Origin of the sequence: Flavobacterium sp. CLA17 (genome assembly GCF_013112255.2) — a bacterium.
Taxonomy (GTDB): Bacteria; Bacteroidota; Bacteroidia; order Flavobacteriales; family Flavobacteriaceae; genus Flavobacterium; species Flavobacterium circumlabens.
The window spans coordinates 3,477,348-3,504,062 of sequence record NZ_CP068294.1 but is presented as its reverse complement, the minus strand read 5'-3'; the positions used below and the strand labels follow the sequence as shown (position 1 = coordinate 3,504,062).

At 38.6% G+C, this 26,715-nt stretch carries 20 protein-coding genes; 6 read left to right on the top strand and 14 right to left on the bottom strand.

All coding sequences use genetic code 11. From position 1 onward, the window contains the following. Nucleotide 1 precedes the first annotated feature (1 nt). From HAV12_RS14405 to HAV12_RS14350, 12 genes are all read right to left on the bottom strand, one after another. On the bottom strand, nt 2–3,724 hold the full coding sequence (locus tag HAV12_RS14405; RefSeq protein ID WP_171570271.1) for a hypothetical protein: 3,723 nt from the start codon (nt 3,722–3,724) through the stop codon (nt 2–4). Continuing rightward, a complete protein-coding gene (locus HAV12_RS14400; RefSeq protein WP_132034038.1) occupies nt 3,724–4,158 on the bottom strand; it encodes a GPW/gp25 family protein in 435 nt (144 codons plus the stop codon). The genes HAV12_RS14405 and HAV12_RS14400 overlap by 1 nt, the downstream gene beginning before the upstream one ends. Continuing rightward, nucleotides 4,151–4,450: a PAAR domain-containing protein gene (locus tag HAV12_RS14395; protein ID WP_132034040.1), complete on the bottom strand. Its 300-nt coding sequence runs from the start codon at nt 4,448–4,450 to the stop codon at nt 4,151–4,153. The genes HAV12_RS14400 and HAV12_RS14395 overlap by 8 nt, the downstream gene beginning before the upstream one ends. 119 nt (nt 4,451–4,569) lie before the next feature. Next, entirely contained in the window at nt 4,570–6,369 is a 1,800-nt protein-coding gene (gene vgrG / locus HAV12_RS14390; protein WP_171570270.1) for a type VI secretion system tip protein VgrG, read from the bottom strand. After that, on the bottom strand, nt 6,366–7,043 hold the full coding sequence (locus HAV12_RS14385) for a hypothetical protein (protein ID WP_171570269.1): 678 nt from the start codon (nt 7,041–7,043) through the stop codon (nt 6,366–6,368). Before HAV12_RS14385 ends, vgrG begins: the two co-directional genes overlap by 4 nt. Nucleotides 7,044–7,054: 11 nt before the next feature. Continuing rightward, nucleotides 7,055–7,225: a DUF5908 family protein gene (locus HAV12_RS14380; RefSeq protein ID WP_171570268.1), complete on the bottom strand. Its 171-nt coding sequence runs from the start codon at nt 7,223–7,225 to the stop codon at nt 7,055–7,057. A gap of 5 nt (nt 7,226–7,230) precedes the next feature. Continuing rightward, complete coding sequence (locus HAV12_RS14375; RefSeq protein WP_171570267.1) at nt 7,231–7,698, bottom strand: phage tail protein; 468 nt, start codon at nt 7,696–7,698, stop codon at nt 7,231–7,233. Beyond that, a complete protein-coding gene (locus tag HAV12_RS14370; RefSeq protein WP_127340819.1) occupies nt 7,688–8,158 on the bottom strand; it encodes a phage tail protein in 471 nt (156 codons plus the stop codon). Before HAV12_RS14370 ends, HAV12_RS14375 begins: the two co-directional genes overlap by 11 nt. Nucleotides 8,159–8,207: 49 nt before the next feature. Then, nucleotides 8,208–9,785 carry a phage tail sheath C-terminal domain-containing protein gene (locus tag HAV12_RS14365; protein ID WP_132034048.1) on the bottom strand — a complete coding sequence of 526 codons (1,578 nt, stop codon included), beginning with the start codon at nt 9,783–9,785 and terminating at the stop codon, nt 8,208–8,210. 38 nt (nt 9,786–9,823) lie between these two features. After that, a complete protein-coding gene (locus HAV12_RS14360) occupies nt 9,824–10,660 on the bottom strand; it encodes a hypothetical protein (RefSeq protein WP_171570266.1) in 837 nt (278 codons plus the stop codon). Then, nucleotides 10,657–11,226: a DUF4255 domain-containing protein gene (locus tag HAV12_RS14355; RefSeq protein WP_171570265.1), complete on the bottom strand. Its 570-nt coding sequence runs from the start codon at nt 11,224–11,226 to the stop codon at nt 10,657–10,659. Before HAV12_RS14355 ends, HAV12_RS14360 begins: the two co-directional genes overlap by 4 nt. A 522-nt stretch (nt 11,227–11,748) precedes the next feature. Beyond that, entirely contained in the window at nt 11,749–12,618 is an 870-nt protein-coding gene (locus HAV12_RS14350; protein WP_171570264.1) for a hypothetical protein, read from the bottom strand. A 904-nt stretch (nt 12,619–13,522) separates the two neighbouring features. Here HAV12_RS14350 and HAV12_RS14345 point away from each other — a divergent pair. Genes HAV12_RS14345 through HAV12_RS14335 form a run of 3 tightly spaced genes read left to right on the top strand, consistent with a single transcriptional unit; the run spans nt 13,523 to nt 21,555 of the window. Continuing rightward, on the top strand, nt 13,523–13,972 hold the full coding sequence (locus HAV12_RS14345) for a T9SS type A sorting domain-containing protein (RefSeq protein WP_171570263.1): 450 nt from the start codon (nt 13,523–13,525) through the stop codon (nt 13,970–13,972). 9 nt (nt 13,973–13,981) lie between these two features. Next, nucleotides 13,982–20,905 (top strand): RHS repeat-associated core domain-containing protein, encoded by a 6,924-nt coding sequence (locus HAV12_RS14340; RefSeq protein WP_171570262.1) that lies wholly within the window; start codon nt 13,982–13,984, stop codon nt 20,903–20,905. Beyond that, nucleotides 20,905–21,555, top strand: a complete 651-nt coding sequence (locus HAV12_RS14335; RefSeq protein WP_171570261.1) for a hypothetical protein — start codon at nt 20,905–20,907, stop codon at nt 21,553–21,555. The genes HAV12_RS14340 and HAV12_RS14335 overlap by 1 nt, the downstream gene beginning before the upstream one ends. Nucleotides 21,556–21,703: 148 nt before the next feature. Here the strand turns inward: HAV12_RS14335 and HAV12_RS14330 are convergent, their stop codons facing one another. Beyond that, nucleotides 21,704–22,069 carry a hypothetical protein gene (locus tag HAV12_RS14330; protein WP_205423320.1) on the bottom strand — a complete coding sequence of 122 codons (366 nt, stop codon included), beginning with the start codon at nt 22,067–22,069 and terminating at the stop codon, nt 21,704–21,706. Nucleotides 22,070–22,152: 83 nt separating this feature from the next. Here HAV12_RS14330 and HAV12_RS14325 point away from each other — a divergent pair, with 83 nt between their 5' ends. The 3 genes from HAV12_RS14325 (at nt 22,153) to HAV12_RS14315 (ending at nt 24,464) form a co-directional block, all read left to right on the top strand. Continuing rightward, entirely contained in the window at nt 22,153–22,701 is a 549-nt protein-coding gene (locus HAV12_RS14325) for a transposase (RefSeq protein ID WP_171571697.1), read from the top strand. 916 nt (nt 22,702–23,617) lie between these two features. Beyond that, nucleotides 23,618–23,947 carry a hypothetical protein gene (locus HAV12_RS14320; protein ID WP_171570259.1) on the top strand — a complete coding sequence of 110 codons (330 nt, stop codon included), beginning with the start codon at nt 23,618–23,620 and terminating at the stop codon, nt 23,945–23,947. A gap of 1 nt (nt 23,948) precedes the next feature. Beyond that, nucleotides 23,949–24,464, top strand: coding sequence for a hypothetical protein (locus HAV12_RS14315; RefSeq protein WP_171570258.1), 516 nt, complete (start codon nt 23,949–23,951; stop codon nt 24,462–24,464). 710 nt (nt 24,465–25,174) lie between these two features. Here the strand turns inward: HAV12_RS14315 and HAV12_RS14310 are convergent. Then, nucleotides 25,175–26,557 (bottom strand): exonuclease domain-containing protein, encoded by a 1,383-nt coding sequence (locus HAV12_RS14310; protein WP_171570257.1) that lies wholly within the window; start codon nt 26,555–26,557, stop codon nt 25,175–25,177. Nucleotides 26,558–26,715: the final 158 nt, after the last annotated feature.

Here is a 26,715-nt window from a genome sequence, read left to right as displayed (position 1 = left end):
TTTAAAATGTAATATTATGTTGGTCTGCAGAAACTAAAAGGGTGGTCGGCCCGTACGACTGAAGCCGTGTTTTGGCGCTTTTCAAGGTTGTTTTTATTCCCGTTACCGGATCGAGCCTATAGCTTGAAAAAGAAACAGCATCGACTGTGGCAACGCCTTCCATATTGAGAAGGAACGCATGTACTTTGGCGTCAATAAGCGGTTGGTCTATTGCGATCTGAGGTGCATAAGCGGTGATCCAAGGTGATAAATAGTTTTTTAGGGCCAGGTTTACCGTATTGTGAATGAGCGTTTCCTGATAACCGCTTTTCAATCCTATTTGGGCCGTAATGCAAACATATTCCGGATTAAAATTGGAAACATTTACACTGGCAAAAGGGGACGTGCTTTTTTTTATGAATTTCTGTATGGCACTTTCGACATCATTCGTTACCAGAGGAAGATAAGCACCGGTATCGCTTTCATCGGTTATTTTTCGCACTACGTAAACCGTAGTGCTGTTGTCTGATTTTTTATGCACCACTTTGGAGAAATAAACCGTATCGAATCTTTCAGCGATCAGCGTATAGTAATCGGCAGGGCTAACGGCTCTGTTTTTGGTTTTAATACTATGGCTGACTCTCTGGTTTTTATGGGTGTTAGTTTCTGCGGCTTTTCCGCCAAAAGAAGCAAAGGGCTGAACCAGTGTTGCGATTTGCGGAATCACAGTCTTCGGTTTGGTGATCGTATTGCTGCTGATTTGCGGCGTTTGCGTATCGTTCAGAAAGGTCGTTCCGGTTCGCTGTACCCTAAATCCGTTGGTTTGTAAAAAAGTCGTGTTCGAATACGTATTCCCTTTACCGCTCACCACAATGGAAAGCCAGTTATTGGTACCGGGCATAAAAGCTCCGTTGTTATTACAGTCTTCCGGAATGGGAAGTTCTATAATACCTGAAGATTTAAACTGACTGGTCTGATCGGATAAGGCTTTTATTTCTTTCCAGCCGGAATTGTTCAAATAGAAATACGAAACACTGTCACCGGGTGTAATTGTTGTGGCATTTCGCGCGAGTTCAAAATAGAAACTTAAAGTACTGTTACAGATTAATTGTTCCAGTTCCAGGAATAACGCTCCCGAATAACTGAATGACGGATAAACCGGGAAACCGCTTGTCAGGTCGGTTTGCGGAACGCCTACGATACTGGTATTGAGTAAGGTGGAAGCTGTATCGGTACTGTCAAACAGCTGATAATTTTTAAAAGGGGTATAAACAAAATACTGCAACGGATAATCTCCGGCAGAGCCGTCCAGTTTATACCTTACACTTGCTTTATAATCGGCCGAAAACGTTTTGATTTTGGGTGCAAATGGCAAGTTGGCAGGCACTATAAATTTTGAAATCGGGTCCCCTTTTGCTTTATTAAAAAGATTACCATTTTGCAAAGCAATATTCGCTACGACATTCGGATAGATTTCGGAGCCAAAGCCGTATTCATTTCCCGATAAAACCATTCTTATAAATCCTGAAGAACTGGCATCCGTAAATTGGAAAGGCTGCACCTGAATGTACGGATCCGGTTGCGGTGTTTTAGCTGGCGTTGTATCTGCGATATCGTGATTATTATACTTGTAATAACTGCTGCACGTACTGTTGAAAGGCACATCCGGATCTCCCGCTGCCGGGTCAAATAAGTAAAGCGTAGTTAGAATATCCTGTACCGGAACGAAAACAGGGGCAGTTTCGGGTGTAACAGGCGGAACGACAGGTTTACTGGTTTTGGTCATAATCAGATCGTTCCATGTTTTTTCCTGCAGGATATTAAAATCAGCGATAAAAGAAGGATTATTAAACGGTCCCGGAACAGGGGGCGGCAGTGGATCGGTTGTTCTGTTGAGCAATCGCGCCAAACTGACTCTGGATTTTACTACTGGTCCTGCAGCATCCGGATCGGCAATATAATTGTTGTAAGCGGCATAATACGTCCGGAAATCGGAGGGAATCTTATCCCAGTCTATATTGATGACAAAACTGTCCAGAGGCTTGCTGAAGATCTCATTGTTTCCAATTATAAAATTAGAATGGAATAGCGGAATCGGCCCAAAAGGAGGGAAAGGATTTTTGGTATTCAATTCCCCAAAATCATTATACAGCTGAAACGTTTTAACTCCTGTGATATCCAGTGCTATCGTGATTGCCAGTATTTTGGGTGGTGCAGCGGGTTGAGAAATGGTTTTGAATATAATTTTAAGCATCGGCCACGTTGTTTGCAGTCCGTCCGGATGAATCACGAAAGGCTCAATGGCCGGTTCCGCAGGTTCCAGATTAATTTCTATGGCAAGGCTTTTGGCAGTCGGAACAAATGCGGAAGGGGCTAAAGGAACTTCCAGCCAGCTGTTTGCGGTACTCATAAAATAGCTGGCACCCTGAAACTCCGTTAGATTAATTTCCGAATCCAGTTCGAGTGTCACGGTGATGTTTCGTTGGCCTTCTCTCAATAACAGCATCGGCGAAGCAAAAGCCATTCCGGTGTACAACGGCGCAGTCGGCGGAGTGGTAGCTCCAAAAGTAGACCAGCTGATTGTTTTGCCCGTCTCATCTTGCTGAACAGCGGAAGGTTTGGCTACAGAATGTAAGTTATAAGACAAAGTATTGGGTGCTGCCTGATAAGAAAGGGTCTGCACACTTTTTATAACGGCCGGATTCAGCGTTACGTCTTTTAGGGAAGCAAATACAACCGGATTCTTTTCCGCATCAACTCCGCCGTTAAATAAAGTACCCGCCGGCAACTCCAATACCGAATTGTTTTTGGCCAGTGCAGCACATAAAAAGGCGCTGTCTGCCAGTGCAGGTAATTCAGTTTGTTTCAGAATGGTTTTATAATAAAAATCAAGGTGCTTTTGTGAAATTCCGTTTAGTTGCTCCTGCTGTACCTGGAGTACGTTTACAAAAGAACGCAGCAATGTCGTATCCGGGAATTTACTTTTTTGAAGGCTTAATTTTTTAAATTCATTGGCAGAATGATGTATGATGGTTTCCAAAAAGTTAAACAGCCGATCGCCGATTTTCGTTAAAATAGTCAGGCAAAAAGAAGTTACGTTATCCAGTGCCTTCAGAATAGTCTGTTCAGTATCATAGCCGAAAATTTCCCAAAAAGGTCTTTTGTCTTTATTGATTGTCCAGAGAGGTACGTCAAAAGAAACAAAATCAGGATAAGGCGCAGCTGCAATATAGGTCCCTTTAGACGGAGCCGTATACAAATATTGTCTGAAGGACTGAACCGCCCAAAAATCAATGCTTAGTTTGTTCTGTACCTCGTGTAAAATATAATTTTTAAGGTCGTATGTTTCGTTGCTGCTTTGCATATAATGGGTCCAGCGTTCCATGATTTTATAAATAGCGCTAATGTGATCAAAGAGCTGATTGAGGGCTTTGGAATTCAAAAAGCCCTGACTGTTAGTGCTCAATAAAGTCTGAATCTCCGTACAGCTGTTTTTATAAGTTGAATGCAGTCCTTTGTAATTGGTTCGGGAGATAGCGGCCATCAGAAAAACGGGATCTTTCAGTAAAAATGGATTCCAGTTTCCTTCGATGGTGTTGGTGTCATTATAAAAATTAATGAGTTTGCTAAATTCGGTCAAAAAGTACAGCCAGTCCTGTTCGGTCCTTCCGTCTATCAGACAGGGATTCGGAACGAGTGCTTCGTTAAGTGAATTCAGGGCGCTATTTTGATCGATTACAAGCATTATTTTCGGGATAAATTGGTGCCTTCTTTCAGGTGAAAAGGAAACACATAATTATGTCTGGTATTGGTTTTGGAATAGAGGTAAGTGATCAGTATCTGGATGATGCCATTGGTCATATCCGTTGAAGCAACCTGTACATCCTGTACCACAATTCTGGGTTCATAGCGCAATAAGGAAAACCGGATGGTTTCTATAATTTCGCCTTTTAAATTAGGATCAATTTTTCTAAACATAAACTGTTGCAGGCCGGAACCGAAATTGGCTTCCAGCGTGCGTTCTCCCTTGCGGGTATTGAGGATAATATTGATAGATTCGTGAATATTCTTCTCATTGGAAGACGTATTCAGCTGATAATTGCCCGCAGAAAAGGACACGGGAAAAGCCCATCCCGCACCTAAAAAGGTATTTTCTCTTTTATCTTCTGTATTATCCACCAATCATTACATTAAAGGCTCCAAGGACAATTGATCCCCCGTGAGCAGTCTGATCCCCTAATCTTGCGGCCGGTAATCCGCCAATCATAACCGTCGCCGATCCCTTTATGATCGAATCCGGCGGCCCGACACAAACCAGCATATCGCCAACCCGTGCTGCCGGTAATCCTACGATAAGAACCGTTGGTTCTCCTACGCCAATTATAGGCCCGCCAACGTGGGGAACCGGCGGTACAGCAGGAGTAACCATCGGACATTCGTGAAAATCTGTTAATCGTGCTGCTGGTGGCATATTTTTATTGTTTATTGTTGTTTGTTGTTTGTTGTTTGATCGTTTGTTTGAAAACCTTTGAACCTTTGCATCTCTGCACCTTTGTAACTTAGCACCTCAAAACCTCAGCACCTCAGCACCTAGTTAATCATCACCATTGCGCCTTTCAGCGTTAATTCCATTCCGCCCGAGACCTGCGCCATTTGCCCGCCCTGAGCGGAATATTGCATGTCGGCATTATCTTTAATATTCAACCCTTTGGTAGCGACATCGCCGCCACTGGATTCGATGGTAACACCCTGCATGCCTTTGATACTGACATTTTCCTGTGCCGAAATACTAATGTTTTTCTGACTGCACAGGTCAATGCCGCTTTCCGACATGACAATCGTGTTTTGATTTTGATCGCTAATGGTGATTTTCTTTTCTTTATCGCTGACGATGATCGTATTTTTATTAGGCGTGGCAATAGTCCAGACGATATTCTCATCATCAAATTGCACGGAAATCCCTGATTTGGAAACAATCGCTTTTACCGAATTTTTTTCGTTGGGTTCCAAACCGGTAAACGGTTTTATTTTGGTACCGCTGTACAAACTGCCCAGAATGACAGGATAGCGCGGATCTTCGTTTAAAAAGCCAAGAATAACCTCGTCGCCGACTTCGGGTAAGAAGAAAGCTCCGGCACCACTGGTAGCATAAAAATTGGAGAGTCTTGCCCAGATTCCCGCACCATTGGCATCAAACAAAGGCACATTGACCAGAATTCGAAACTGAGCATCGGGATCTTCATACATTTGTTTTACAGTTCCGTTAAACAAACCTCTTGCTCCCGGAATAAGTCCGGAGGCCGGGGGAGACATCACATCGGGTTTTTCGGTAAACCAAAGCGGTGAAATGCCCAGATAGACTTCAGAAATCCAATTTCCCTGTGAGAGATCATGCACAACGCCTGCGATAAGGTAATCGCCGTTAAAGCGATCCCCAACACCCTTAAAAGTCATGTATTTTCCGGGATCAATTAAGTTGGTTCCCTGAAATTTGGCTTCACCGGTTATTTTGGAATATTCACTTTTAATGATTTGAGCTTTCGACCAGGTAGTTAAATCTGCCGTTTCCAAAGGTGCCGAAGTCTGCAGCTGAAAAGTGGAAAGGCCGATCACTTCAGACAATTTTTTCGAGCTTAAATTTCCGGATCCGCTTACATTGGGCGTTGCCTCACTGTTGATAACGGCCTGATTTTTATAATCCCAGGTGTTAGACGTTACATTTCCTAATTGGTTCGTCGCATTTAGTTTGGCATTAAATTCAAGCAAATTGTCTCCATATGTAACGGTCAATACCGAAGAGGTATCACTATCGGGAGCGGTCACGGAAACTTTACCGTTTAGGGTCGTTACAATTAAGCCGTTGGTTTCTGCAAGGGCCAGGATATAGTCCCAGTCCGTTACGTAATATTGTACCTGTTCCGGCCAGGTGGTGGTGGTTGCCGTAACATTGGCACTTAATCCGGAATAGGTTCCTATAATAGACGAAATAATATCGCTGTCTTTCTGATTCGAATACGTCAGGCTTTTTCTCCCTACAATCATTTTTACGGCCGCATCACGGCATTCAATTTCCAAAGCCGATCCTACCAGACTGTCAATGCGAATGGACTGGCTCATGATTAAGCCCGTAAAAAGTACGGTATTCGTTTCATCATAACCCGCCAGAATACTAATTTCAGCACCCGGAACAAAAGTTGCCGAAGAGCTCGCCTCAAATTCCCCCGTACTGGCATCTCCGTCTAAAATTACAATTTTAGCACTGGCAATTCGGTTGACGCTCTTTTCTATATGAACAGAAAGCACGCTCAGTTCGTCCGGTATGGTACTGCCATTGACCTGAATAGAGAAGGTGGCGATTCCGCCGGTTTTTATTTCGCTTGAAGTACTCATGAGTTGGAAGGATTTACAGGAGGAAATATGAGTTTATCAATCCCATTGAGGTTCCTGAATTTATTGAGCTTGTTGTATTGGGCCACTTGTATGTAAAGCGAATCGTCATTCCAGGTTTGCAGACACAATTGCGGTAAAGACATTCCTTCGGATACCGTAACAATATGCGTTAAGTCCGGAGACTCGGGCGCATCGGTCATCGTAACTGTTTTGGGAGAAACATACTGGCTGAAGGACAACGATATTTTGGCTCTCAGCGGACTTCCGTCGGGTTTGAACAGCGTATAGGAAATATCAATGGATTCCAGCACGCCATTAAACGTAATATTCTGTCCCCATTGCACTTTTACAAAATTGGGACGGTGTATTTTACCGTTGTAGGTGTAAATAATGGTTTCCAAAGCCGTTATTTCTTTCGCCATATCAATACGCTTGCTGTCTACAACACCGGTACAGTCTATCACAATTTCAAAACTTAATTTATCACTTGGGGTACTTTTATATTTTTGCGAAGCAGAGCTTGTAGCGGGAGCCTGCTGTTCGTTGTATTCAATGCTTTTTTGTACCTTGATCGACTCCGGATTTATCATAAAGGCATACGAATTCCCGGCGAATTTGTTTTGAAATTCTTCGTCCGTGTATCCCGTGATTTTCATTAATTCTAAACCTGCCATTTGTCTGTTCTTTAACGTTTATAGCTGTTCACCTGATTTTTCTCGGCAATTAATCTTTTGCATTCTTCCAGTAATTGTTTCTTAAAAAGCGATAATTCTTTTTCTTTGGCCACAGAAGAGTGCTTCGCGTTGCTGCTTACAATCTCTGTTTTGATAATGAGTTCCCTTATTTCGATTGGCATACGTATCAGTTAAAAAGATTTTCAAAAGTTGTTTTGGATGAAATATTGAAGTAGGTATAGGCCAGTTCAATAGATTCAATGGCAATTCCGCTTTCCTGAGAGTTGAGGTCAGAAACGGCATATTTAACCGGATAGGCATTATTGAACGTCCATTGCATACAGACAATACCGCTTGCATTGAGCAGGCTGAGTATCACATTATGGGGCTGGATCGGATTCGATAATCCCTGGTCAATACAGTTGGCGCACCAATTTACCAATTGGGAACCGACAGGAACAATGGCTCTTTTCAGGATTAAGTTCTGACTGTTAGAAACCGTTGGGAGGCGGTATTTAAACCTGTTTTCGCCTCCGCAAACAATTTCTTCTATACTTAATTCTTTAGAAATACCGGATACTTCCTTGAAAGCTGCATCTACACCCGAAAAGGAAAGTGTAAAATAAAAGCTAACCGGATAATCACTATTTGCCACCGTTTTTAATGATGAGCTGTTCGTGTGCAATTTCTATAGTGTCTACGGCAACCTCATTTCCGTCAGATTTCAGATCTGTACTGGTAATTTTAGTCGGCCAGGCATTATTGAGTGTCCATTGCATGGTTACATTTCCTTTTTCGTCTAATAATTTGATCAGTACTGTTCTTCTTTTGATCGTATTCATTACGACCTGCTGGTGCCAGTCCCAAAACGTATTATCGTTTACGAAGATGCCGCGTTTCATGGTAATATTGCCGTATTTGGTAATGCCGGGCATTTTCTCGACAGAAAAAAGCGGACTGTTACTTTTACGATATTCTATAATCTGATTTTCGACATCCATTCCCGTAACTTCCTGAAAAGCTACTTTTGTCAGTTCGGTTCCAAGGTCTACTTCAAACCTAAACTTAGGCATCGGCCACGTTGCGCCTTGTACGCTTCCATCATCTGTTGGCATAATATTTTATTTTAAATTAAAAATTTACTTAAATTGAGTGGTTTGCTGCTTAACTGGACGCCACCATTTGCTGTTGAAAGGTCAGCACAATGAATTCCGCCGGATGTACTACTGCTACTTTTACGGTAACATTCATAAAGCCGTTCAGGATATCATCTCCGGTCATGGTAGAACCCAGACCACAGGCTACAGAAAAAGCATCAGAGGCACTGGCACCCTGCAAACCTCCCTGTTTCCAGATGGACGTTAAAAAGCTCGAGATCATAGCGATAACCGCTTCCCATGTATTTTTGTCATTTGGTTGAAAAACATATGCCTGAGCGGCCAGTTTACAGGATTGCTCCAGGAAGATCATCGTTCTTCTTACCGGAATGTATTTCCAGTCCTGACTGTTTCCATCGAGTGTTCTCGCACCCCAGATCAAAATACCAAGTCCGTTAAACAATCGGATCGCATTGATCGATTTACCCGAAACGGCATCCACATTTAAATTGGCCTGCTGGCTTTCTGAAATTGAAATCGGTAATGAAGCCGCTCCCACGATAGAAGTATTGGCAGGTGCCTGCCATGGTCCAACTGCATTGTCTGTTGTGGTAATCACCCCGGCCATAGCCCCGCTTGGAGGAAGGATATTGGCATCACTCAATACATGTTTGATAATCAGGGAGTACGTCTGACTCGCAATTAAAAGTGCATTATTGTTCTGAGTAACCGTTAGCGTACTGGCAGGATTCTGAATGCCGGCAATAATGGTAGCCACACTAGCATTGGGTGCGCTTGGCGGATTGATGATAGGTTCTAATTGTTTGAGGTCTCCGCCAAACAAATTCGTATAATCAATATCCTGATTCTGCATGATGGTCGTCCCGATAAAAGGATAATAGGCCATTCCGTAATTCAATCCTACAGAACCGGTATTCATTCTGAAATTAGAAATATCCTGCGTATATAAAATCGGATCCGGATCATCGCCTCCAATAATATCAAACAGACACATGGCCGTTTGCATCGTGGTACATTGCAACAGCATGGCTTCCATCAGCGTACCGTTGTCGGCTACACTCAGCAGCGTGGCCTCCGGACAAATATACATGGTCGGTTCGGGCTCATTTTTTAGAAGGGCAAGACCCGTAGTCAGGTCGTTTAACTGCACGTTCGGATTAATAAGCGGTGTACCCGCAGTCATTGGTTTTTTAGACTGGGTGCCGTAAGTACCCACAGATACGATGTAAGCGTCGCCGCCGCCGTTTTCATAAAAAAGGCGTACACTGTTGTACAGATAATAAACTGTAGTAGGATCCGGAACAATGGAGTAGAAGGACCCTGCAATCAGCATATAATCTCCCTTTTTAGGTTGACTGTCTTCTTTTACTAAATAATATTCAGGACTGTATTGTTTCGCAGGACTCGCTGGTAGCGGTGGATCCGGGTAACAAAAAAAGGCTTGAAAATCAGCAAACGATGTAATTCTTACCGGAACATTCGTATACGATTTCCCTTCGTAAGAAGCTTGGGGTGTGTATCCAATAAATGCTGGTACTGCGGTAGCAACTGCTACAACGGAATTCGGAAAAGCATTTAATTCTTGAATATAAACACCAGGAGTCTGGATGGTAGATAAATTCATTGATTTTTAGTTTTTAAGGTTCATTTTTAAATAGTTTTTTATAAATAGATATACATGGGTGATGTAACTTGAATAGTTCCGGTGCTGCCGATGATTCCAATTCGGGAAACATCGGGAACAGGCAGTCCTTTAATCAGCACTTTACCGCCTGAATTTTTCTGATCGGATTCGGTGGGTTCTTTTTGGCTGATTAAATCGAATTTGTATTTTGGTTTTTCGCTCAACGGAAGATCCGTTTCGCCGGAGGTAAAAAGGAGCGCTTTTTCTCCCGTCGCCACGACGACCTGTTGCGGTCCGTCAAACTGCATTTTTCCTTTTTCGTTAATGACCGGATGATTGAGCGGAACGGCATTTTTATTGATGACATAATACTGCCACTGCGTTGCCCGGGCTGTAAATTTTATTTCAAAGTGCGAAGGACTTGTATCGGCTGTTTTTGTAAGATCTTCAAAAGAGATTCGCAGCAGCCCTAAAAACGAATTGGATTGTTCCTGTTGCAAGGTTTCATTGAGTACTACAGTACCATTGCTGTCCTGATTTTTGGGATCCTGGCTGGTATAGGTAAGCTGTCCCGCAAAGTTGATGGGCATTGCGGTGAAAAGGGCAAAAAAGGGATTATCAGATTCGATATTAAATTCGAAATAGTCCAGCGATGTGGTTTTCGAGATATAATTTAAAGTATCAGTCAGAGAGGAATTGGATTTTAGGAAAAGTTCAAATCCATTGGAAATACGATTCATCCTGACGCCAAATTTCCGGAATACTTTTTCGGTCGCAGGGTCCGGAATAAAATGCAGGCTGTTGCATTTGCCGGTATCAAAAAAGGTATGGTATACCATAACATCAAAAGCTTTTATGTAATCGCCCTGACTCATGATAGTATCTTATTATTGGTATGGGTAACCGCCGGTACAATTTCTGTCATTTCGTTGGCCTGAACCTTGATCAGTTTCATTTTGTAAATGATCGAGGGCTGGTATTTGGCACCCATGGCCGTCCATAAGCTGTGCATCTGGTGGTAGGAGATTTTTTCATATTCGAATTCCAGTCTCGTGATCCCATCGGGAATACTGGAAGAGGAGGAAGCGTCTAAATAATTGTTGATCTGGAAAAAGTACATAATGGCATCCAGAAACTTTAAGGACTCGGTATAATCATCAAAATTACTGCTGATTAAAATGTCCAGGTTGTATTTTTCTACCGGATTAAAACTCGAGTAATTGCCGTTTTCGAGTCTTTTGTTTTTGATATAAAAAGGCTGATTGGTTTCTTTTTCTACATTAATCAGGGATAAGACTACTTTGTTCTGGTTGGCTTTCGGAAAAGCGCCGTTGGTATCTATAAGATAATTCAGGACGATTTTTTCTTCGTCCAGTCCAAAACGGTTTTTTAAAAACTGTCCCAGCAATTTATTCGTAAATAGAAGTGACTGATGTATCATGGTTAGGTAATTCTAAATTTCGGCTGAACGGACCAAACAAACTGGTAGTCAGATTATACTGGTAAAATTACTTTAGAAAGCAGTACGGATCCGATTTTGAGAATGTACTTTTCGTATACATGCTGTAAAATTGTGGGCCTTTCGTAGACAAAATGTAGACAGGGGCTTTTTTTGCGTGAAAAAGAAAAATTTTATCCGTATGTGCGTACCGGAATAGGGATCAATGCTCACTACTTATTTTTACCGCAAAGAACGCAAAGATTTTTATCCAAGATGGCCTTAGAAATCGCAAAGTTCGCAAAGCTAAATCATTCAGAGCTTTGCGAACTTTGCGTTTTATAAGAGCTAAAAGTAAAGATCCTTGTGTTCTTTGCGGTAAATATTTTTTTACGCTTCACAGGTTTTAGGATTGATCCCCCAATGCCTCTTTATTGAAGACTAAATAAAGGGGCTGTAAACAAAAAAATCGATTACGAAAAGTAACCGAATTTTCAGTAGTATAAAGTTGAGGTATTGAATAGTTTACGAAACAGTTCTTAAGTACGAAATAATATCCTGCTCTCTTTCAAGCGTCAATTTTTTCTTCAGGCGGTATTTATGAGTCCGCACACTGTCCTGATTGATTCCCAGAAGACTGGTGATGTCATGGTTGCTCATATTCATTTTAATATAACAGCAGTATTTTAAGTCTTTCGCACTTAAGGAAGGATGTTTTTTGGCCAGTGTCAATAAAAAATCCGGATTAGACTGTTCAAAGTAAATCTTAAAGTCATCCCAGAGTTTGGTGTCATCCGCAACCGTTTTTATCGAATTCACAATAGACATTAATTCTCTGCGGATGGCATCATTTACATTCGGATAAAGGTAGGAAATGCGGGTTTTGACCTTTTGCAGGATTTCTACCTTTTGATCCAGTTCCATTACATAATGACTGAGTTCCCTGGTAGTGCTGCTGTTGTTGTTTTGCAGGGCTGCCTCCGCAAATGAAACTGCTTTATCGCTGTTTGTTTCTGCTTTTTTTAATTGAAAGATCGACTTGATTCTGTACATCAGAAAATCAGTGTTGCTGATATGTTTGTAGGGATATGCAAAAATAATACAGTTTTTAGACCAGCAGGTCGACTCACATTCATAGTTTTGCGTCAGGCATAAAATAGGAGTATCAATTTTATTGAAGTTGAAATGGCTGTCATTTATAACGGGCTGGTTCCTCCTGAAACACAAAATAATCAAATCGGGCTGGAAGGATTGCACAGTACTGTAAATATCGAGCGCGCGTGAAACAGCAGCGATAGAAAAAGTAAAATCAGCTATTACAGACAGGATGTTCAGTACCTGAGTCAGCACGGTGGTATCGTCACATCCAATCAATATTGATTTTTTTTCAGGCATTCCGGTGGTTGATTTTGTGGTTTTTGGCAGGGTTGTTAAAAGTACAGTTTTAGTGCAGTTCAACAGAAAAATATGTCACAGGATGGGTTTTTATTGTCATGAGATTGTTTTTATTAACGCGTTGCTATCTTTTAAACAGTAAGTCTTATATTTCAAATAATAAAATGGATGTACTAATTAGATAGTATAGCATTCCTATCACTACTGTTTTTACCCTTAATTCTGCCAGTTTGACATTAAATTTTCGTTACGTCATTCCTCCGTCACGTTGCCGTCACTCCTCCGTCACTCCTCCGTCACCGCTCCGTCACTCCTATACGGGAACTTTAGGGGAAATTTTAGGTGTATTTGGGCCTTTTTCGGTCACATTGTCAGGAATATGGGTGGTTTGAATCGGGATTATAGCCTCTTTGAATTCCTGTTTTTCTGTACTAATGGTATATCAGGAATTTAGCTCTTAGCTGTTATTTTTTACGTTTGGCTCTTTTTCCCTATCGAATCAAAGAAAATGGGCTACCTTAAAACGGAGTACCAATTGTATCTTTTTTACTTTCTTAAAAGTATAGTTCGCTTAAAATCAAGGCCTCTTTTGGGTTGTTTTTCCCTTTTTTAGCATGATTTAACGACAAGTATCAATTGAAACCCGCCACTTATCAAACGGATTCGGTCTAATTCATTTTATTAAATATGTTTGTAACTCGAATTTCAGAAAGTACTCCCAAAAAATGGGAGAGCGGCAGAAAAGTAAGCAGAGATTTTAGTGGAAATCTACCCGCAATTAAATTATATATATATAAGAAAAATGACTTTGTAGATTAAAATAAAAGAGTGGTTTATATCATTTATTTTGTATTTATTTGCATTTTTTTTAACAAGTTTAATAATATAACTAAAAGTTATAAATATGAAAATGATCTTTAGCTTTATTTTGTTTGCAACTTTGACATCCTCTTTTGCACAGCAGAAAATTACATTTGCTTATGATACGGCAGGAAATCAAATTAGCCGGACTTTATGTTTAACGGGTTGTACGGCAAAACCAGGAAAAGAAATTAAAGAAATTGAGGCTATTACAGATGCCGATATGGAGAAATTCTCTTCCGAAGATGTAATATCCTATTACCCGAATCCGGTAAAGGAAGAGCTTTTTCTAAAGTGGGAATTGATAAATGATAATAAAGTGTCCTCCGTGATAGTTTATGGAGTCAATGGTCAGGTTTTAAAAACATTTTCTAAAACAGATAACTTAAATACGCTCAATATTTCTTTTCAGGAATATTCGAAAGGTATTTATATGGTTGCCTTAAATTATTCGAACGGAGATCAGAAAACAATTAAAATTATTAAACAATAAGGTATACTTATGAAACAATTTTACTTATTCATTTTACTTTTATCTGCTTCTTTTGTCTTTTCCCAAAATTTTACGGATACCAAAGGAGAATTACAAATTTCAGCTTCGGGTACTGCCAGTTATACATTGCCTATAGCAATTCCACCGAGTATAAAAGGAGTTGCCCCAATAATAAATCTGAACTACAGCAGTGGCGTACGCGGCGGTATAGCCGGTCAGGGATGGAGTATTAACAGCATTTCGGCGATTAGCCGTATCGCCACACGTCGTGATATAGATGGTTTTGTAGACGGTGTCGATTTTGATGCGGATGATAAATTAGCTTTAGACGGACAAAGACTTTTGCTAAAAACAGGTACCTATTGGGCACCCGGATCTACTTACGAAACAGAATATAAAAGCAACACTAAAATAGAATTAAAGGTTGAGGGTACCACTACTTACTTTATTGTGACCGCTCCTGATGGTTCAAGAAGCTGGTATGGATCTAAAGGATCGGGCAGCTTGCAAAATTCGGTGTCATTGAATTCCTGGTATATTGTTCATTATGAAGATCCAAATGGGAATTTTATCGATTACAATTACAAAACGATTACTTACAATGGATCAAGTCAATTATATATTGATACTATTACTTTTAGTGGTAATGCCGCGGCAGGTATTGCTGCTCAGAATAAAATCGCATTTTTCTATAAGTCTGCCAGACGTATAGAGCGCGATTATTTAAAGGGGGCAGCTGTATACGCTACTGAATTACTGCAGAATATTCAGGTAACAGCAAATGGCACTTATTTTAGGACCTATACTCTTTCTCATACTATAGATCCAGATTTGGGGTATGAGCGCTTAACCAGTATTCAGGAATTTAATGGTGCTAACGAACCGTCGAATCCTGTCGTTTTTACTTATGCTTCAAGTCCTAACAATCAGCAAAGAACAGAAAAAACGTACACTAATACTCTTTCATTTGACAGAACACAGTTAGCAGGTGATTTTGATGGCGATGGCAGATTAGATTTCGTAGCAAATAATCAAATTTTCACAAATTTGTTTGAGGGAAGTACAGGAAACACTCCTACTGAAATATCAAGTGGGTCTTTACAATATCGCTCTTTCATAGCAAAGACCTTAACTAATAATAAAATTAATCAATTTCATTCAATAATTACCCCAACGTCTGGTTTAAATAAAATTGATTTTAAGTATTATCAACTTGATAATGGCGTTGTCAGCAATTACTTTACTAAAACTATTCAATTTAATAATCAAAGGATACCAGGTATTTTTACCTGCCAAAGTAATGATAGTGGTTATAGTCAATATTTAAATGATTATAATAATAGTAATACTGGCTACGATGGAATTAGTGATTTAATTGAAGGCGATTTTAACGGGGACGGAATAAGTGAAGTTATATTCAATATTCAGTCAGGTTCAATTGATTATATTGAAAACTGTTATGCGACTGAGTTTGAGGGTGTGGTATGTGATTGTCAGCCAGTAGTTAATCCTGTTGCGTCAAAAAACTATTGGCTGAATTTAGACAGTAATGCAGACACGCAATTAAATGGTAGTGGGTTTGTTAATTTGAATGCAAATTTGTTGAGTTCCATCTGGAAATTTGTAGGAGATTTTGATGGTGATGGGAAATCGGATATATTGACACTTAATGAAAACAAGTCTTATAAAATATTAAGTTTAAAGCAGCTAGCGGTAAGTCCATGGGTTACGCTGGAAGTTATAGGAGAAGGTACTTTAGATCAATATTCTACTACTAAGCAAATGTTGTTTGGTGATTTTAACGGAGATGGAAAAACAGATATAATGCTTCCTACCAGTGAAGGAGGATCAGGACAGGCACAATGGAATACTTATTACAGTAATCCAAACCCTGCAGGAGGGTCTTCTTTTGTGAAAGAAATAAGTACGATTGTAGAATATTGGCCAGACACAGGAAGTTCTTATAACACCCAAAGGCACTGGAGTAGTTATTATGCGATGGATATCAATAAAGATGGAAAATCAGATTTGGTTCGAGTACGAAGAAAATATTATAAAGCTTCATGGACCATTAATAACCGTGATACAGAATGGCAAATTACAGCTTATGCTAATAATGTTGGTGTAACAACGGGATCAGGTTTTAATTTGGCTTATGATTCGGGTATTTTAGATTCTAAGTCACCAGACATTCCAATTCCTATTACATCAAATTACAAGTATCAGGGTGCAAATACTGATTTAATACTTGTTCGCGGTAATAATAAAATTGTCGAATACTATCAGTTTAATAAAAATGTCGATACTGAAAACAGATTAATATCAGTAACCGAATCGAATGGTAATATCACCCAAACTATTCATTATTTACCTATGGAGGCAGCTGGTGGAGGTTTAGGTATAGCTGCGACCGATTTTTATTCATCCTCTAATGCAGTAACTTATCCCAATATAGAAATTATCAGGAACCCGAACAGTTTTCTCGTTTCTAAATTAACTGCCACAATAAACGGAGTTTCCAAGTTTCAGGATTTCAGGTACAGGGGTTATGTGTCCAATTACAATTATGGTACAGTTGGATTTACCAGATCTACACGAAGCAGCTGGTATTTATCTGCTGCGGACACAAAAATCTATACCACAATTTACAATGACGTAGCACTACGGGGAGCCAATACGATTACGTGGACCAGTACCAATCCGGCAACGGTTTTTGATGCGGTACCTTCAGGATTAGTGACGACTAAAACGAATGTGTTTTCAACCTACACCAATCCAACATCGAAGGTTTATAATGTATTACTGGATACACAAACCACTTTGGACGCCTTATCGGGGGTAAAGTCTGAAAGTACGTATACCTATGATGGTACGGTGACTTCAGCAACTTATTTTGGTTTGGAGACCAAAAGTATCAACAGGCAGTACAGCGGGGCTACTTTTCAGGGTTCTGTGACAATAGATTCCCAATATGATAGTAATGCTGCCGGAGCAGGAAGTGCCTATTACATCGGCAGACCTAAAAAAGTAAACACCTCAAGCAACAATGTAGCTTCAGGCGATACCCGAACAGCGGAAGAAATATACACTTATACAGGAAGTAATTTAACCAAGACAGAAAAGAAAGGCTATAACACCTATGCTATTGTTGAGGACATGACCTTTGATATCTTAGGGAATTTGCTCACGAAAACAGTATCGGCTCCAGGAGCACCTGCTCCCGTGCCAACGGCAAGAACCATTACAGATCAATATGATGCCACCAAACGATTTGTAATTAAAAAAACAGATCATCAGGGATTTATAACGAGTTATACTTATAACCCTATGGGTCAGGTGCTGCAATCTACCGACTATATGGGGGTAATTAATGATTTTAGCTACGACAATTGGGGTAAATTGATAACGACAACCGTTACAAAGACTTCAGCCGTACCGATTACGACGTCTATAGCGTATAAAAAATTAGCCTCCGGAGGATATACCACGACCACGACCAATAATTTAGATGCAAAAACAATAACACAATACGATGTTCTGGGCAGGGTCGTAATCAGTTCCACCAAAGGATTTGCCGCAAATACGCTGGTATCCAAACAAATTGTGTATGATGGGCTGGGACGCAGGCAAAAAGAGAGCGAACCGTATTTTTCTGCGCCAAGTCTATGGACGACTTATGAGTACGATTACTTAATGAGAACCACAAAAGTAACCGCTCCTACCGGAAAAATTCAAACAATGACCTACTTAGGTTTAACCGTTACCAGTAATGATGACGGTAAAATTACTACCGCAACGGCAGATGCATTGGGCAATAAAGTACAGAGTACAGATCCCGGAGGGACTATCAATTTTAAATATTTTGCCAACGGTCAGTTAAAAGAATCGGACTATCAGGGCAATAAGGTACAGATTAATATTGACGGCTGGGGAAATAAAATCTGGTTGTCTGACCCAAGCGCAGGGATTTATACCTACAGTTATGATGCATTTGGGCAGCTGAAAACAGAAACAACACCTAACGGTACCACTGCTTTTGTATACGATGCAGCGGGTAAACCAACAGAAAAAACGATTACAGGGACCAACACCAACAGTAAGACGACTTATGCATACAATACGTTAAATCAAATAACAAGTAGTACCTTTTTGGATAGCAGAGAGGCCAAAACGACAACCAATGTTTACGAGTATGATACGCTAAAAAGATTGTTTAAGACTGCGGAAACTACACCTTACGCCACATTTGTAAAACAGTTGTCTTTTGATACGCTTGGAAGAATAGAGAAAGAAACTTCTACAGCAACTGCTTCCGGTAAAACAAGTTCTAAAACTGTAAAAAATACCTATCAGAATGGTTTTCCGTGGCAGATTTTAGATGACACAACCCAACAGGTATTGTGGCAATCGAATACGCTAAATGAAAGAGGACAGCTTTTGACCGGTGCATTCGGAAACGGAATAGCAGTAACCAATACTTATGATCTATACGGTTATACCACCCAAATCAAACATGACAAAACAAGCCCGACTGTTGTGAATATCATGACCCTGAATACGGCTTTTGAAATTAAAAGAGGAAACCTGAACAGCAGGACCAATAGTCTTTTTAGCAGGAATGAAAGTTTTAAATACGATACTTTAGACCGCCTGACGGAATATACAAATGGAATGGGAATTCAGGAAACACAGGTTTATGATGATAAAGGAAGGATTACACAAAATGCGGTGGGTACTTATGAATATGATGGCACAAAAACCTATCAGAATAAGGCTATAACGCCAACTCCTGTGGCTCTGGGTTATTATGGAATGAGAGAAGGTATCTTTAATGACAGCATGGAAGACGGTACTGGTTTTGGTGTAGTAAGGGATGCAGTTTCGACAGTATATGTTTATGACACAACAAAAGCCCATACAGGAAAAACATCTTTAAAAATTCCAAACCTAACGACAATTGAGAAGTATGTTCATGGTGATAAATGGATCGCTATTGATAATGCTGTTGATACGCAGTATACCTATTCGGCATGGGTATATTCAGACAATCCCCAGGCACAAATGTTTCTGTTTATGAAGACACCAACAGAAACAGGTTATTTCAGTGTAACTGATGATATTATAACAAATGTTAAAAATCAATGGGTAAAAATCGAAAAAACAGTAGTAGTTCCCGCACATATTAAAAAACTTAACATTCGATTAGATAACAACGGTTCAGGTAATGTTTGGTTTGATGATGTGCAGATACGCAAGACAAGTGATGCCGCTACAGCTGTAAGAGCTTTAAATGTAAGCTATAACACATTCAAAGGTCCTGTAGATATTGAAGAAACAGGTGTGGACAGGTTAAGTTTTACCTATAATGACGGCAACGATCGAAGCAGTATGTTTTATGGCGGTCTGCAAACCGATAAACTATTACGCACCTACCGCAAGCATTACTCGGCAGACGGAAGTATGGAGATAAAACAAAATACCGTTACCGGAGCCCTTGAGTTTGTAACCTATATTGGGGGTGATGGCTATACCGCACCTGTGGTGTTAAAAAGTGACGGAACAGCCCAAAATTATTTATATTTACACCGGGACTATCAGGGCACTATAGTGGCGATAAGCGATCAAAGCGGGGCGGTAGTTGAAAAACGTTTGTTTGACGCCTGGGGGAATATTGTAAAAGTACAGGATGGTGCCGGCAACATACTGGCAGGATTAACCCTCTTAGACCGCGGGTATACCGGACACGAGCATTTGCAAAGTATAGGAATCATCCATATGAACGGGCGTTTGTATGACCCGCGACTACACCGATTCCTGCAACCGGATAATTATGTGCAGGAACCGTATAACACACAAAACTACAATAAGTACGGCTATGTGTTAAACAACCCATTGAAGTATACCGACCAGAGTGGAGAAGCTTATGAATTATTAGTAGCTGTTGGAATTGGAGTTGCCATTGCGATAACCAGTTATACCCTGACGGCACTATTGGCTGATGTGCCTTTTAGTGTAGGAGGTTTGGTAAAAACGGCCTTTGTGGGAGCAGCGAGCTCTTTGGTTACTTTTGGAATTGGGAGTGCTGCAACAAATTTATTTACCAATTTCTTTTCTAAAGCCGCATTTCAGGCAGCAGCACACGGTACTTTTCAGGGTACCATGACTGCAATTTCAGGCGGTAAGTTCTGGAGCGGTTTTGCGGCGGGAGCATTGAGTAGTGCAGCTGCCGGTATCTGGAGTGGTGGGCAAAGTATGGATGGACTAGGTAAAAATGCAAATGCTATTGCAGGTACTGGTATGAAAGGTATTGGAGGGGGAATGGGTGATTTAGGCATGATCGCTTTTGGTACAGTTTCCGGTGGTGCTGGGGCAGCTCTTACTGGTGGGAATATTTGGCAGGGGGCTGCAACAGGGTTAGTTGTTAGTGGGCTGAATCACGCGATGCATTCTATTAAAACTAATAAGTACATAAATAATCGACTACGTTATTTAGGGAAGGATCCTGATGCTCCTGCTGAAATCGGACAAAGTGAATTACAAGGTTTTGCAAAAGATTTGTTTCCCAATATGATGGAACAGGCAGATGATCCATCATTTTTACTTAAGGAAAAAATCATATCTCCTGACGGAAGTGCGGCTTATGGGGAAACATATGCAACTAGTGAGAATGGAGTAACTACAGCTAAGTATATAAACATAAGTAGGTCTGCACTTAGTAATTGGAATTTGTTGGCATCTACCATAGGACATGAATTAAATCATTATATTTTCTTTAACACAGGAGTGTATGACAGATGGGTTCGGAAATTTGGAGAGATACGTGCAGACGCATTATCAGAAAACAAAGGACAATATTGGGAATATCGCATGGGTGGAACTCCTAGTTATGGAATCTTAAATTCAACCCACAAGACATTTAATACAGGAAGATAATGGATTTTAATTTAAAAACATGTTCAATAGCGTTATTTCTTAGTTTATTAATGATAAGCTGTGATAATAAGTTGCAAATTAATAACAATGTTTTATTTATAGTGGAGAACTTTCACGCTCACAAGGATTCAGTTCTAAATATAAAGATTATAAATAACTCAAATAGTAATTATTATATCACTCTAGATACAAATAGAGCATATAATTACTCCGCATTTAATAATAAACTTAATAGTAATATTATTTTAAAATCGTTGATATATAGTGGTGGTACATTAATACCATTAAGAGGAGAAAGATTCGTAAGTAAAGCAATTCGAAGGAAAAAAAACAAATGTATCGATGCTGAGATTGTTCAATCTGATAAATTTTATAAGAATTATAAAACTTTGAAAAATGCTGTTTTTTTAAAAAGAAAAAGTTCAAGGATTATAACTATACCATTTTCTTTAAAATTCAATACATGTTTTTCTTCTTATCACTATGATATAAAAAAAAATAAAAAAAATGAGCTTAAAATAGAATATAAAATGTTAAAAGAAATATTGGAAAATGATGTGGCTGTTAAAACGCGTGATTCTTTGGAAAGGAAGGGGTACTTTCCATATTATCAAACGATAGTTTCTAATAAAGTCATAATATTCGAGTAATACCCCTCCGAATTGTTCCTTATGAAAAGCTGCGCAAATTTCTATGAACTTTGCGCAATTTTTTATTCCTGTCTCGTCCTGATAAAAGTTACCTATTTATACTTAATCCTAAAATAAGTTTACATAAAGACTTAATGGCTCATCCCAACTATTCAATCCAACCATTTCTATTAAAAAAAACTTTACGCGGATATTTCTTTGCATAACTGTCAATGAGCTGCATGATGTATTGATTGCTGACATAAGGCGTAACGAAATCTTTTATTTGGGAAGGTTCTGTAATCGCAACATCTGAAGTGATGTATCCCATACCATAAAAATGGCCCTTTTCAACCCAGATACAACTGCGTTCCTCAGCAGATCTGCCTTTATCAATAATGGCGAAAGTCGATCTGCTGTTTAAGAAAAAGTCTATTGCAGTTTCAATTTTCGAATTGTGTAACGCTGCATCCGGTAACTCCGATAGATCCCATGCTGGCGCGAGCGTCCCGCTCGTGAACGCAATTAAAATCAATAAATGCAACACTTTTTCTTTGGTAGCACAACATCTTGCCTGTAAATAAAAAGTATTTCTTACATTGGCTTCAAAATGTTGTAATGAGTAGAAAATATAAATTTGGTGACAATAGTGGAGCTTATTTTATCAGTTTTGCCACAGTTTATTGGATCGATGTATTTACAAGAGAAGAATATTTTGGAAATATTGTTGAATCTTTAGATTATTGTCGAAGAAATAAAGGAATGGAAATTTACGGATATTGTATTATGCCAAGTCATGTCCATTTAATTTTTAGGTCAGAAAATAAAGATCCTTCAGGACTAATTAGATACTTTAAAGGATTTACGTCAAGAAAAATGATCAAGTCCATAGAAAACAATCCACAAGAAAGCAGAAAAGAATGGATGTTATGGATGTTTGAGAGAGCAGGAAAGAAAAATAGCAATGTGAAATTCAGACAATTTTGGCAACAAAATAACAAACCAATCGAGATTTGGTCCTTTAAAGTTTTTGAACAAAAGTTAAACTATATACATAATAATCTACTAGAAACAGGTTTTGTTACCGATCTAGTAGATTGGAAATATAGTTCAGCAAGAAACTATAGTGATAATGACCAAACTGTTTTAGAAATTGACATAAATTGATGTTGATTGCGTTCACGAGCGAGACGATAGCGCTAGCGGGGAGGCTGGAAATTTAATTTTTAATATAAAAAAAATGAAAACACATTATTTTTTAAAACAGAGTACAAAAAAAGTTATTTTTTTGATATTGATAATACCTATAATAGTTCTATTGCTATTGATAAATTTAGTTCAGTTGATTTTCGATGAAAAATTATTGTATTACATAATGTTCGTATTTTTTTGGTTATTATATTTACCTTATTTTTATTGGCTAAATGTTACTGTAACTTTTTTGTATAACCATTCCAATAAAAATTTTAAATTAAAGTTAACGGATTTTAAAATCAGCTTAGTAATTAATATTATTACAATTTTAAATTTTGTTTTTTTTATTGCATATATATTTAGTTTTTTTGATGGAGGCGAACCGAATATTGATATCGTAAGTTGTATGATTTTAATCCAGTTTATTGCTGTTATATCTTTTATCTACAATAGTTATTTTATTTGCAAACTTATTGCTACTATAGAACTAAATAGAAAAGTTAGTTTTAGTGATTTTAGTAACAATTTTGTCGCTTTTTCATTTCCTCCTATTGCAATATACTCTATTCATAATAAAGTAAAGCAAATACAAGTAAAACTAAATTAATATAAGAATACACTACTAATGTTAGTACCCGCTCTCCTAAGTGTTCCTTATGAAAAATTGCGCAAATGTCTCTGACTTTGCGCAATTTTTTTTATTCTTATAAATTGTCAACCTGATAAAAGTCTCCTGACTTTTTTGGAATCAGTCTTAAAACAATGTCTTATAAAATATTATTTAAGCTGAAATTGCAATCTGTTTTTAATTTATATTTGGATGAAAGTCGGAGACTTTATGGTGTTTTGTTTTTAAATTGCACAAAGTCAGAGACATTTGCCAGCGTTTATGAAGACTTCAGGGAGCAGGGTGACTTCACATGAAAGATCTGGGTTTTTAGGTTTTGGCAGGACTAATAAAGTATATTTGTCTGAAAGCGCTTTTTCTTCAAGAAATCAATTATATACAGTGATGCATCATGAGTATATGCATTCATATTTTTATTCAAATGCAATAAAATTTACAGGTTTAAATGAGGAACGTGTAATTAATCAATGGGAATACAATCAAGCTCAAGCCTGGGGCTGGAAAGGAGAATATGATCCCAAACTAAAATCAGGTTTAGATGGTATTCATTATTCAAACTATGGATTTAAAATAATTAAAAATAAACCCTAAAATGGAAAAAAAAAATTTATTGTTGATAATGAGTTTTGTTTTATTTAGTGGATGTAATAAAGAAATTGAAAAAAAAACAAGTGTAAAAATTATTAAAAATTTCAATTTTTCCAATTCATCAGGAACTAAATCTTTGTTCAAGTGTATAGTGAAAGATGAGAGAAATACCGTCGGTAGATTTAATACTAATTTTACAAAATCTAATATTTTAGAATTAAAATGTATCAATCAGATGAAAAATGGTGTTGAAATTGTTGGCATTAAAATTAATAATAAATTGGAAATATTAAAAGTTACTTATAGTTACGATAGTTATGACACTGTAGGAGAAAATGAGGAAATATATATAATAACAAATTCAGAAATGATTTTGAATAAAAATCCTTTTGTTAATAAATATAATGGCTTTAAAGGAGAGGTTTCATTGACTGGGGAGGTCGAGATAAAATCTAATAGTTTATTTGAATCTTCATCTAAAGAGAAATTTTCTTTTGCAGGTTATTTCGTTTGTGAGTGAAATTAACCCCGCTCCCCGAACAGTTCTAATGAAAAGCTGTGGCAAATGTCTCTGTGAACTGCCCAGCTCTCCGAAGTGTTCCTTATGAAAAGCTGCGCAAATGTATCTTACTTTGCGCTTTTTTTATTGTTATAAATTGTAAACCTGTCTAAAGTCTCCTGACTTTTTTAGAATCAGTCTTAAAACAATATCTTGTACAATATTATTGAAGCTATGGAAATTGCAATCTGTTTTTAATTTATATTTGGATGAAAGTCGGAGACTTTATAGCGCTTTTGTTTTTAAATTGGATATGTTAAATGATGCAAAGTTAGAGACATTTAAGCAACGTTTATGAAAACTTCAGGGAGTAGATTAATTTCTATAAAATATTTGATAATTAAACAGGTAAACTTTTAGAATGGTATTTGGCAAAAATAAAAAATCATATTTAATTATGATTATCAGTCTTTTTTTAGTTCTCTCAACAAGAACATATATGAGGTTCAAAAGTCCAGTATGTTTTAGAGAAAACGGATTGTTTAATGATTGTATTTATTATTATTGTGTTTTCCTAATTCCGGCATTTATGATTTTTTTGCATAAGTTTTGCAAACTAGAACATGTAAAAATATTCAATTATTTCATAATGTCTACTAATATATTGATTGTGATTTTCTATTTGTTAGAATGTGTTTGTAATTAGATAATGAGTTAGTGTCTCATCCCAACTACTCAATCCAACCATTTCTATTAAAAAAAACTTTACGCGGATATTTCTTGGCATAACCGTCAATGAGCTGCATGATGTATTGATTGCTGGCGTAAGGCGTAACGAAATCTTTTATTTGGGAAGGTTCTGTAATCGCAACATCTGAAGTGATGTATCCCATGCCATAAAAATGACCTTTTTCGACCCAGATACAACTGCGTTCCTCAGCAGATCTGCCTTTATCAATAATGGCGAAAGTCGATCTGCTGTTTAAGAAAAAGTCTATTGCAGTTTCAATTTTCGAATTGTGTAACGCTGCATCCGGTAACTCCGATAGATCTTTGGCCGGCAGAAATTCTCCGAGTTCCGGCTTTGAATATTTACAGAATCGATAATCAATATCGAATTGTTCGGAGAGGGAGCGCAATAGGTTTATGGCAGCAAATTCGCTATTGAAAACTTCAATGCTGTCCTGAAATTTACCCATTTTTCCTATAGCCAGATACCGATAGCCATTGCGGGCTTCATATTGATAGAGACCATATTTTGCTTCAAAACGTTTAAGTGCCCTGTTGTAGGCCGGCCAGAGCTTTTTGATTTCGGTACATTCCAAAAGCAGTGCCATCAGTTCGGTGGCGCAGACCTCAAAGGAAATACTGTGAATGTCCCGCAGGAAGTTTTGCCTTTGCGGATTAATATTATGACCGCTGAAATGAGAACCAACCCTTTTTTGGATGTTAATGGCTTTTCCGACGTAAATTACTTTTTTGAGCTGATTGTAGAAGTAATACACGCCCGGTTTTTCCGGTAATTGTTCAAAATCGTTCGGCGGCAGGTTAGGCGGCAAACGCTGGTCCTGTGCCGTATTTTTGATCATTTTTGAAATCACGCCTTCGTCATCCCATGCTAATAATCGTTCGAATAAGATCACCGTTGCAGCTGCGTCTCCACCGGCGCGGTGCCTGTCTTTTACGGGGATGTCCAGTGAATTGCAAAGATTGCCCAGACTGTACGAACTCAGGCCCGGTTTAATTTTTCGGGCAGCGCGAACAGTACAAAGTTTTCGGGCGGTCCATTTAAAACCTGCCTTTTCGATCTCATGACGCACAAAGGAATAATCGAAGTTGACGTTATGGGCAACGAAGATTCGATTGGTCAGCATCTCCAGCACTTTTTCGGCAATATCATCGAAGATCGGGGCATGCTGTACCATTTCATTGTTAATTCCGGTTAAGGCAAAAATGGGAAGCGGAATCTCCTTTTGTGGATTTATGAGTGTTTCAAATCGGTCTATTACCTTGGTTCCGTCGTGAATAATAATGGCAATTTCCGTAATCCGGCTGCCACTGGCATTACCGCCTGTGGTTTCGATATCTACTACGGCATATTGCATTTTTTTCATCGGGAACTAAAATAGAAATAGGTTCATCGGTTGATTTCCTTTGATTCTTAAGAAGTTGAAAATCGTATTGGCAAAAATAGCACAGATTGTAGTAGCGTGTAGTGGAAGTCTTGTTCTAAATTGTAACAAAAATTATAATTGAAATTTGGGAACTTACA

Excerpts from the sequence above, each read along its gene's own strand:
- HAV12_RS14405 (WP_171570271.1), bottom strand. The coding sequence starts at position 3,724 with ATGCTTGTAATCGATCAAAATAGCGCCCTGAATTCACTTAACGAAGCA.
- HAV12_RS14395 (WP_132034040.1), bottom strand. The coding sequence starts at position 4,450 with ATGCCACCAGCAGCACGATTAACAGATTTTCACGAATGTCCGATGGTT.
- vgrG (WP_171570270.1), bottom strand. The coding sequence starts at position 6,369 with ATGAGTACTTCAAGCGAAATAAAAACCGGCGGAATCGCCACCTTCTCT.
- HAV12_RS14385 (WP_171570269.1), bottom strand. The coding sequence starts at position 7,043 with ATGGCAGGTTTAGAATTAATGAAAATCACGGGATACACGGACGAAGAA.
- HAV12_RS14380 (WP_171570268.1), bottom strand. The coding sequence starts at position 7,225 with ATGCCAATCGAAATAAGGGAACTCATTATCAAAACAGAGATTGTAAGC.
- HAV12_RS14370 (WP_127340819.1), bottom strand. The coding sequence starts at position 8,158 with ATGCCAACAGATGATGGAAGCGTACAAGGCGCAACGTGGCCGATGCCT.
- HAV12_RS14365 (WP_132034048.1), bottom strand. The coding sequence starts at position 9,785 with ATGAATTTATCTACCATCCAGACTCCTGGTGTTTATATTCAAGAATTA.
- HAV12_RS14360 (WP_171570266.1), bottom strand. The coding sequence starts at position 10,660 with ATGAGTCAGGGCGATTACATAAAAGCTTTTGATGTTATGGTATACCAT.
- HAV12_RS14355 (WP_171570265.1), bottom strand. The coding sequence starts at position 11,226 with ATGATACATCAGTCACTTCTATTTACGAATAAATTGCTGGGACAGTTT.
- HAV12_RS14350 (WP_171570264.1), bottom strand. The coding sequence starts at position 12,618 with ATGCCTGAAAAAAAATCAATATTGATTGGATGTGACGATACCACCGTG.
- HAV12_RS14345 (WP_171570263.1), top strand. The coding sequence starts at position 13,523 with ATGAAAATGATCTTTAGCTTTATTTTGTTTGCAACTTTGACATCCTCT.
- HAV12_RS14340 (WP_171570262.1), top strand. The coding sequence starts at position 13,982 with ATGAAACAATTTTACTTATTCATTTTACTTTTATCTGCTTCTTTTGTC.
- HAV12_RS14335 (WP_171570261.1), top strand. The coding sequence starts at position 20,905 with ATGGATTTTAATTTAAAAACATGTTCAATAGCGTTATTTCTTAGTTTA.
- HAV12_RS14325 (WP_171571697.1), top strand. The coding sequence starts at position 22,153 with ATGAGTAGAAAATATAAATTTGGTGACAATAGTGGAGCTTATTTTATC.
- HAV12_RS14320 (WP_171570259.1), top strand. The coding sequence starts at position 23,618 with ATGAAGACTTCAGGGAGCAGGGTGACTTCACATGAAAGATCTGGGTTT.
- HAV12_RS14315 (WP_171570258.1), top strand. The coding sequence starts at position 23,949 with ATGGAAAAAAAAAATTTATTGTTGATAATGAGTTTTGTTTTATTTAGT.
- HAV12_RS14310 (WP_171570257.1), bottom strand. The coding sequence starts at position 26,557 with ATGAAAAAAATGCAATATGCCGTAGTAGATATCGAAACCACAGGCGGT.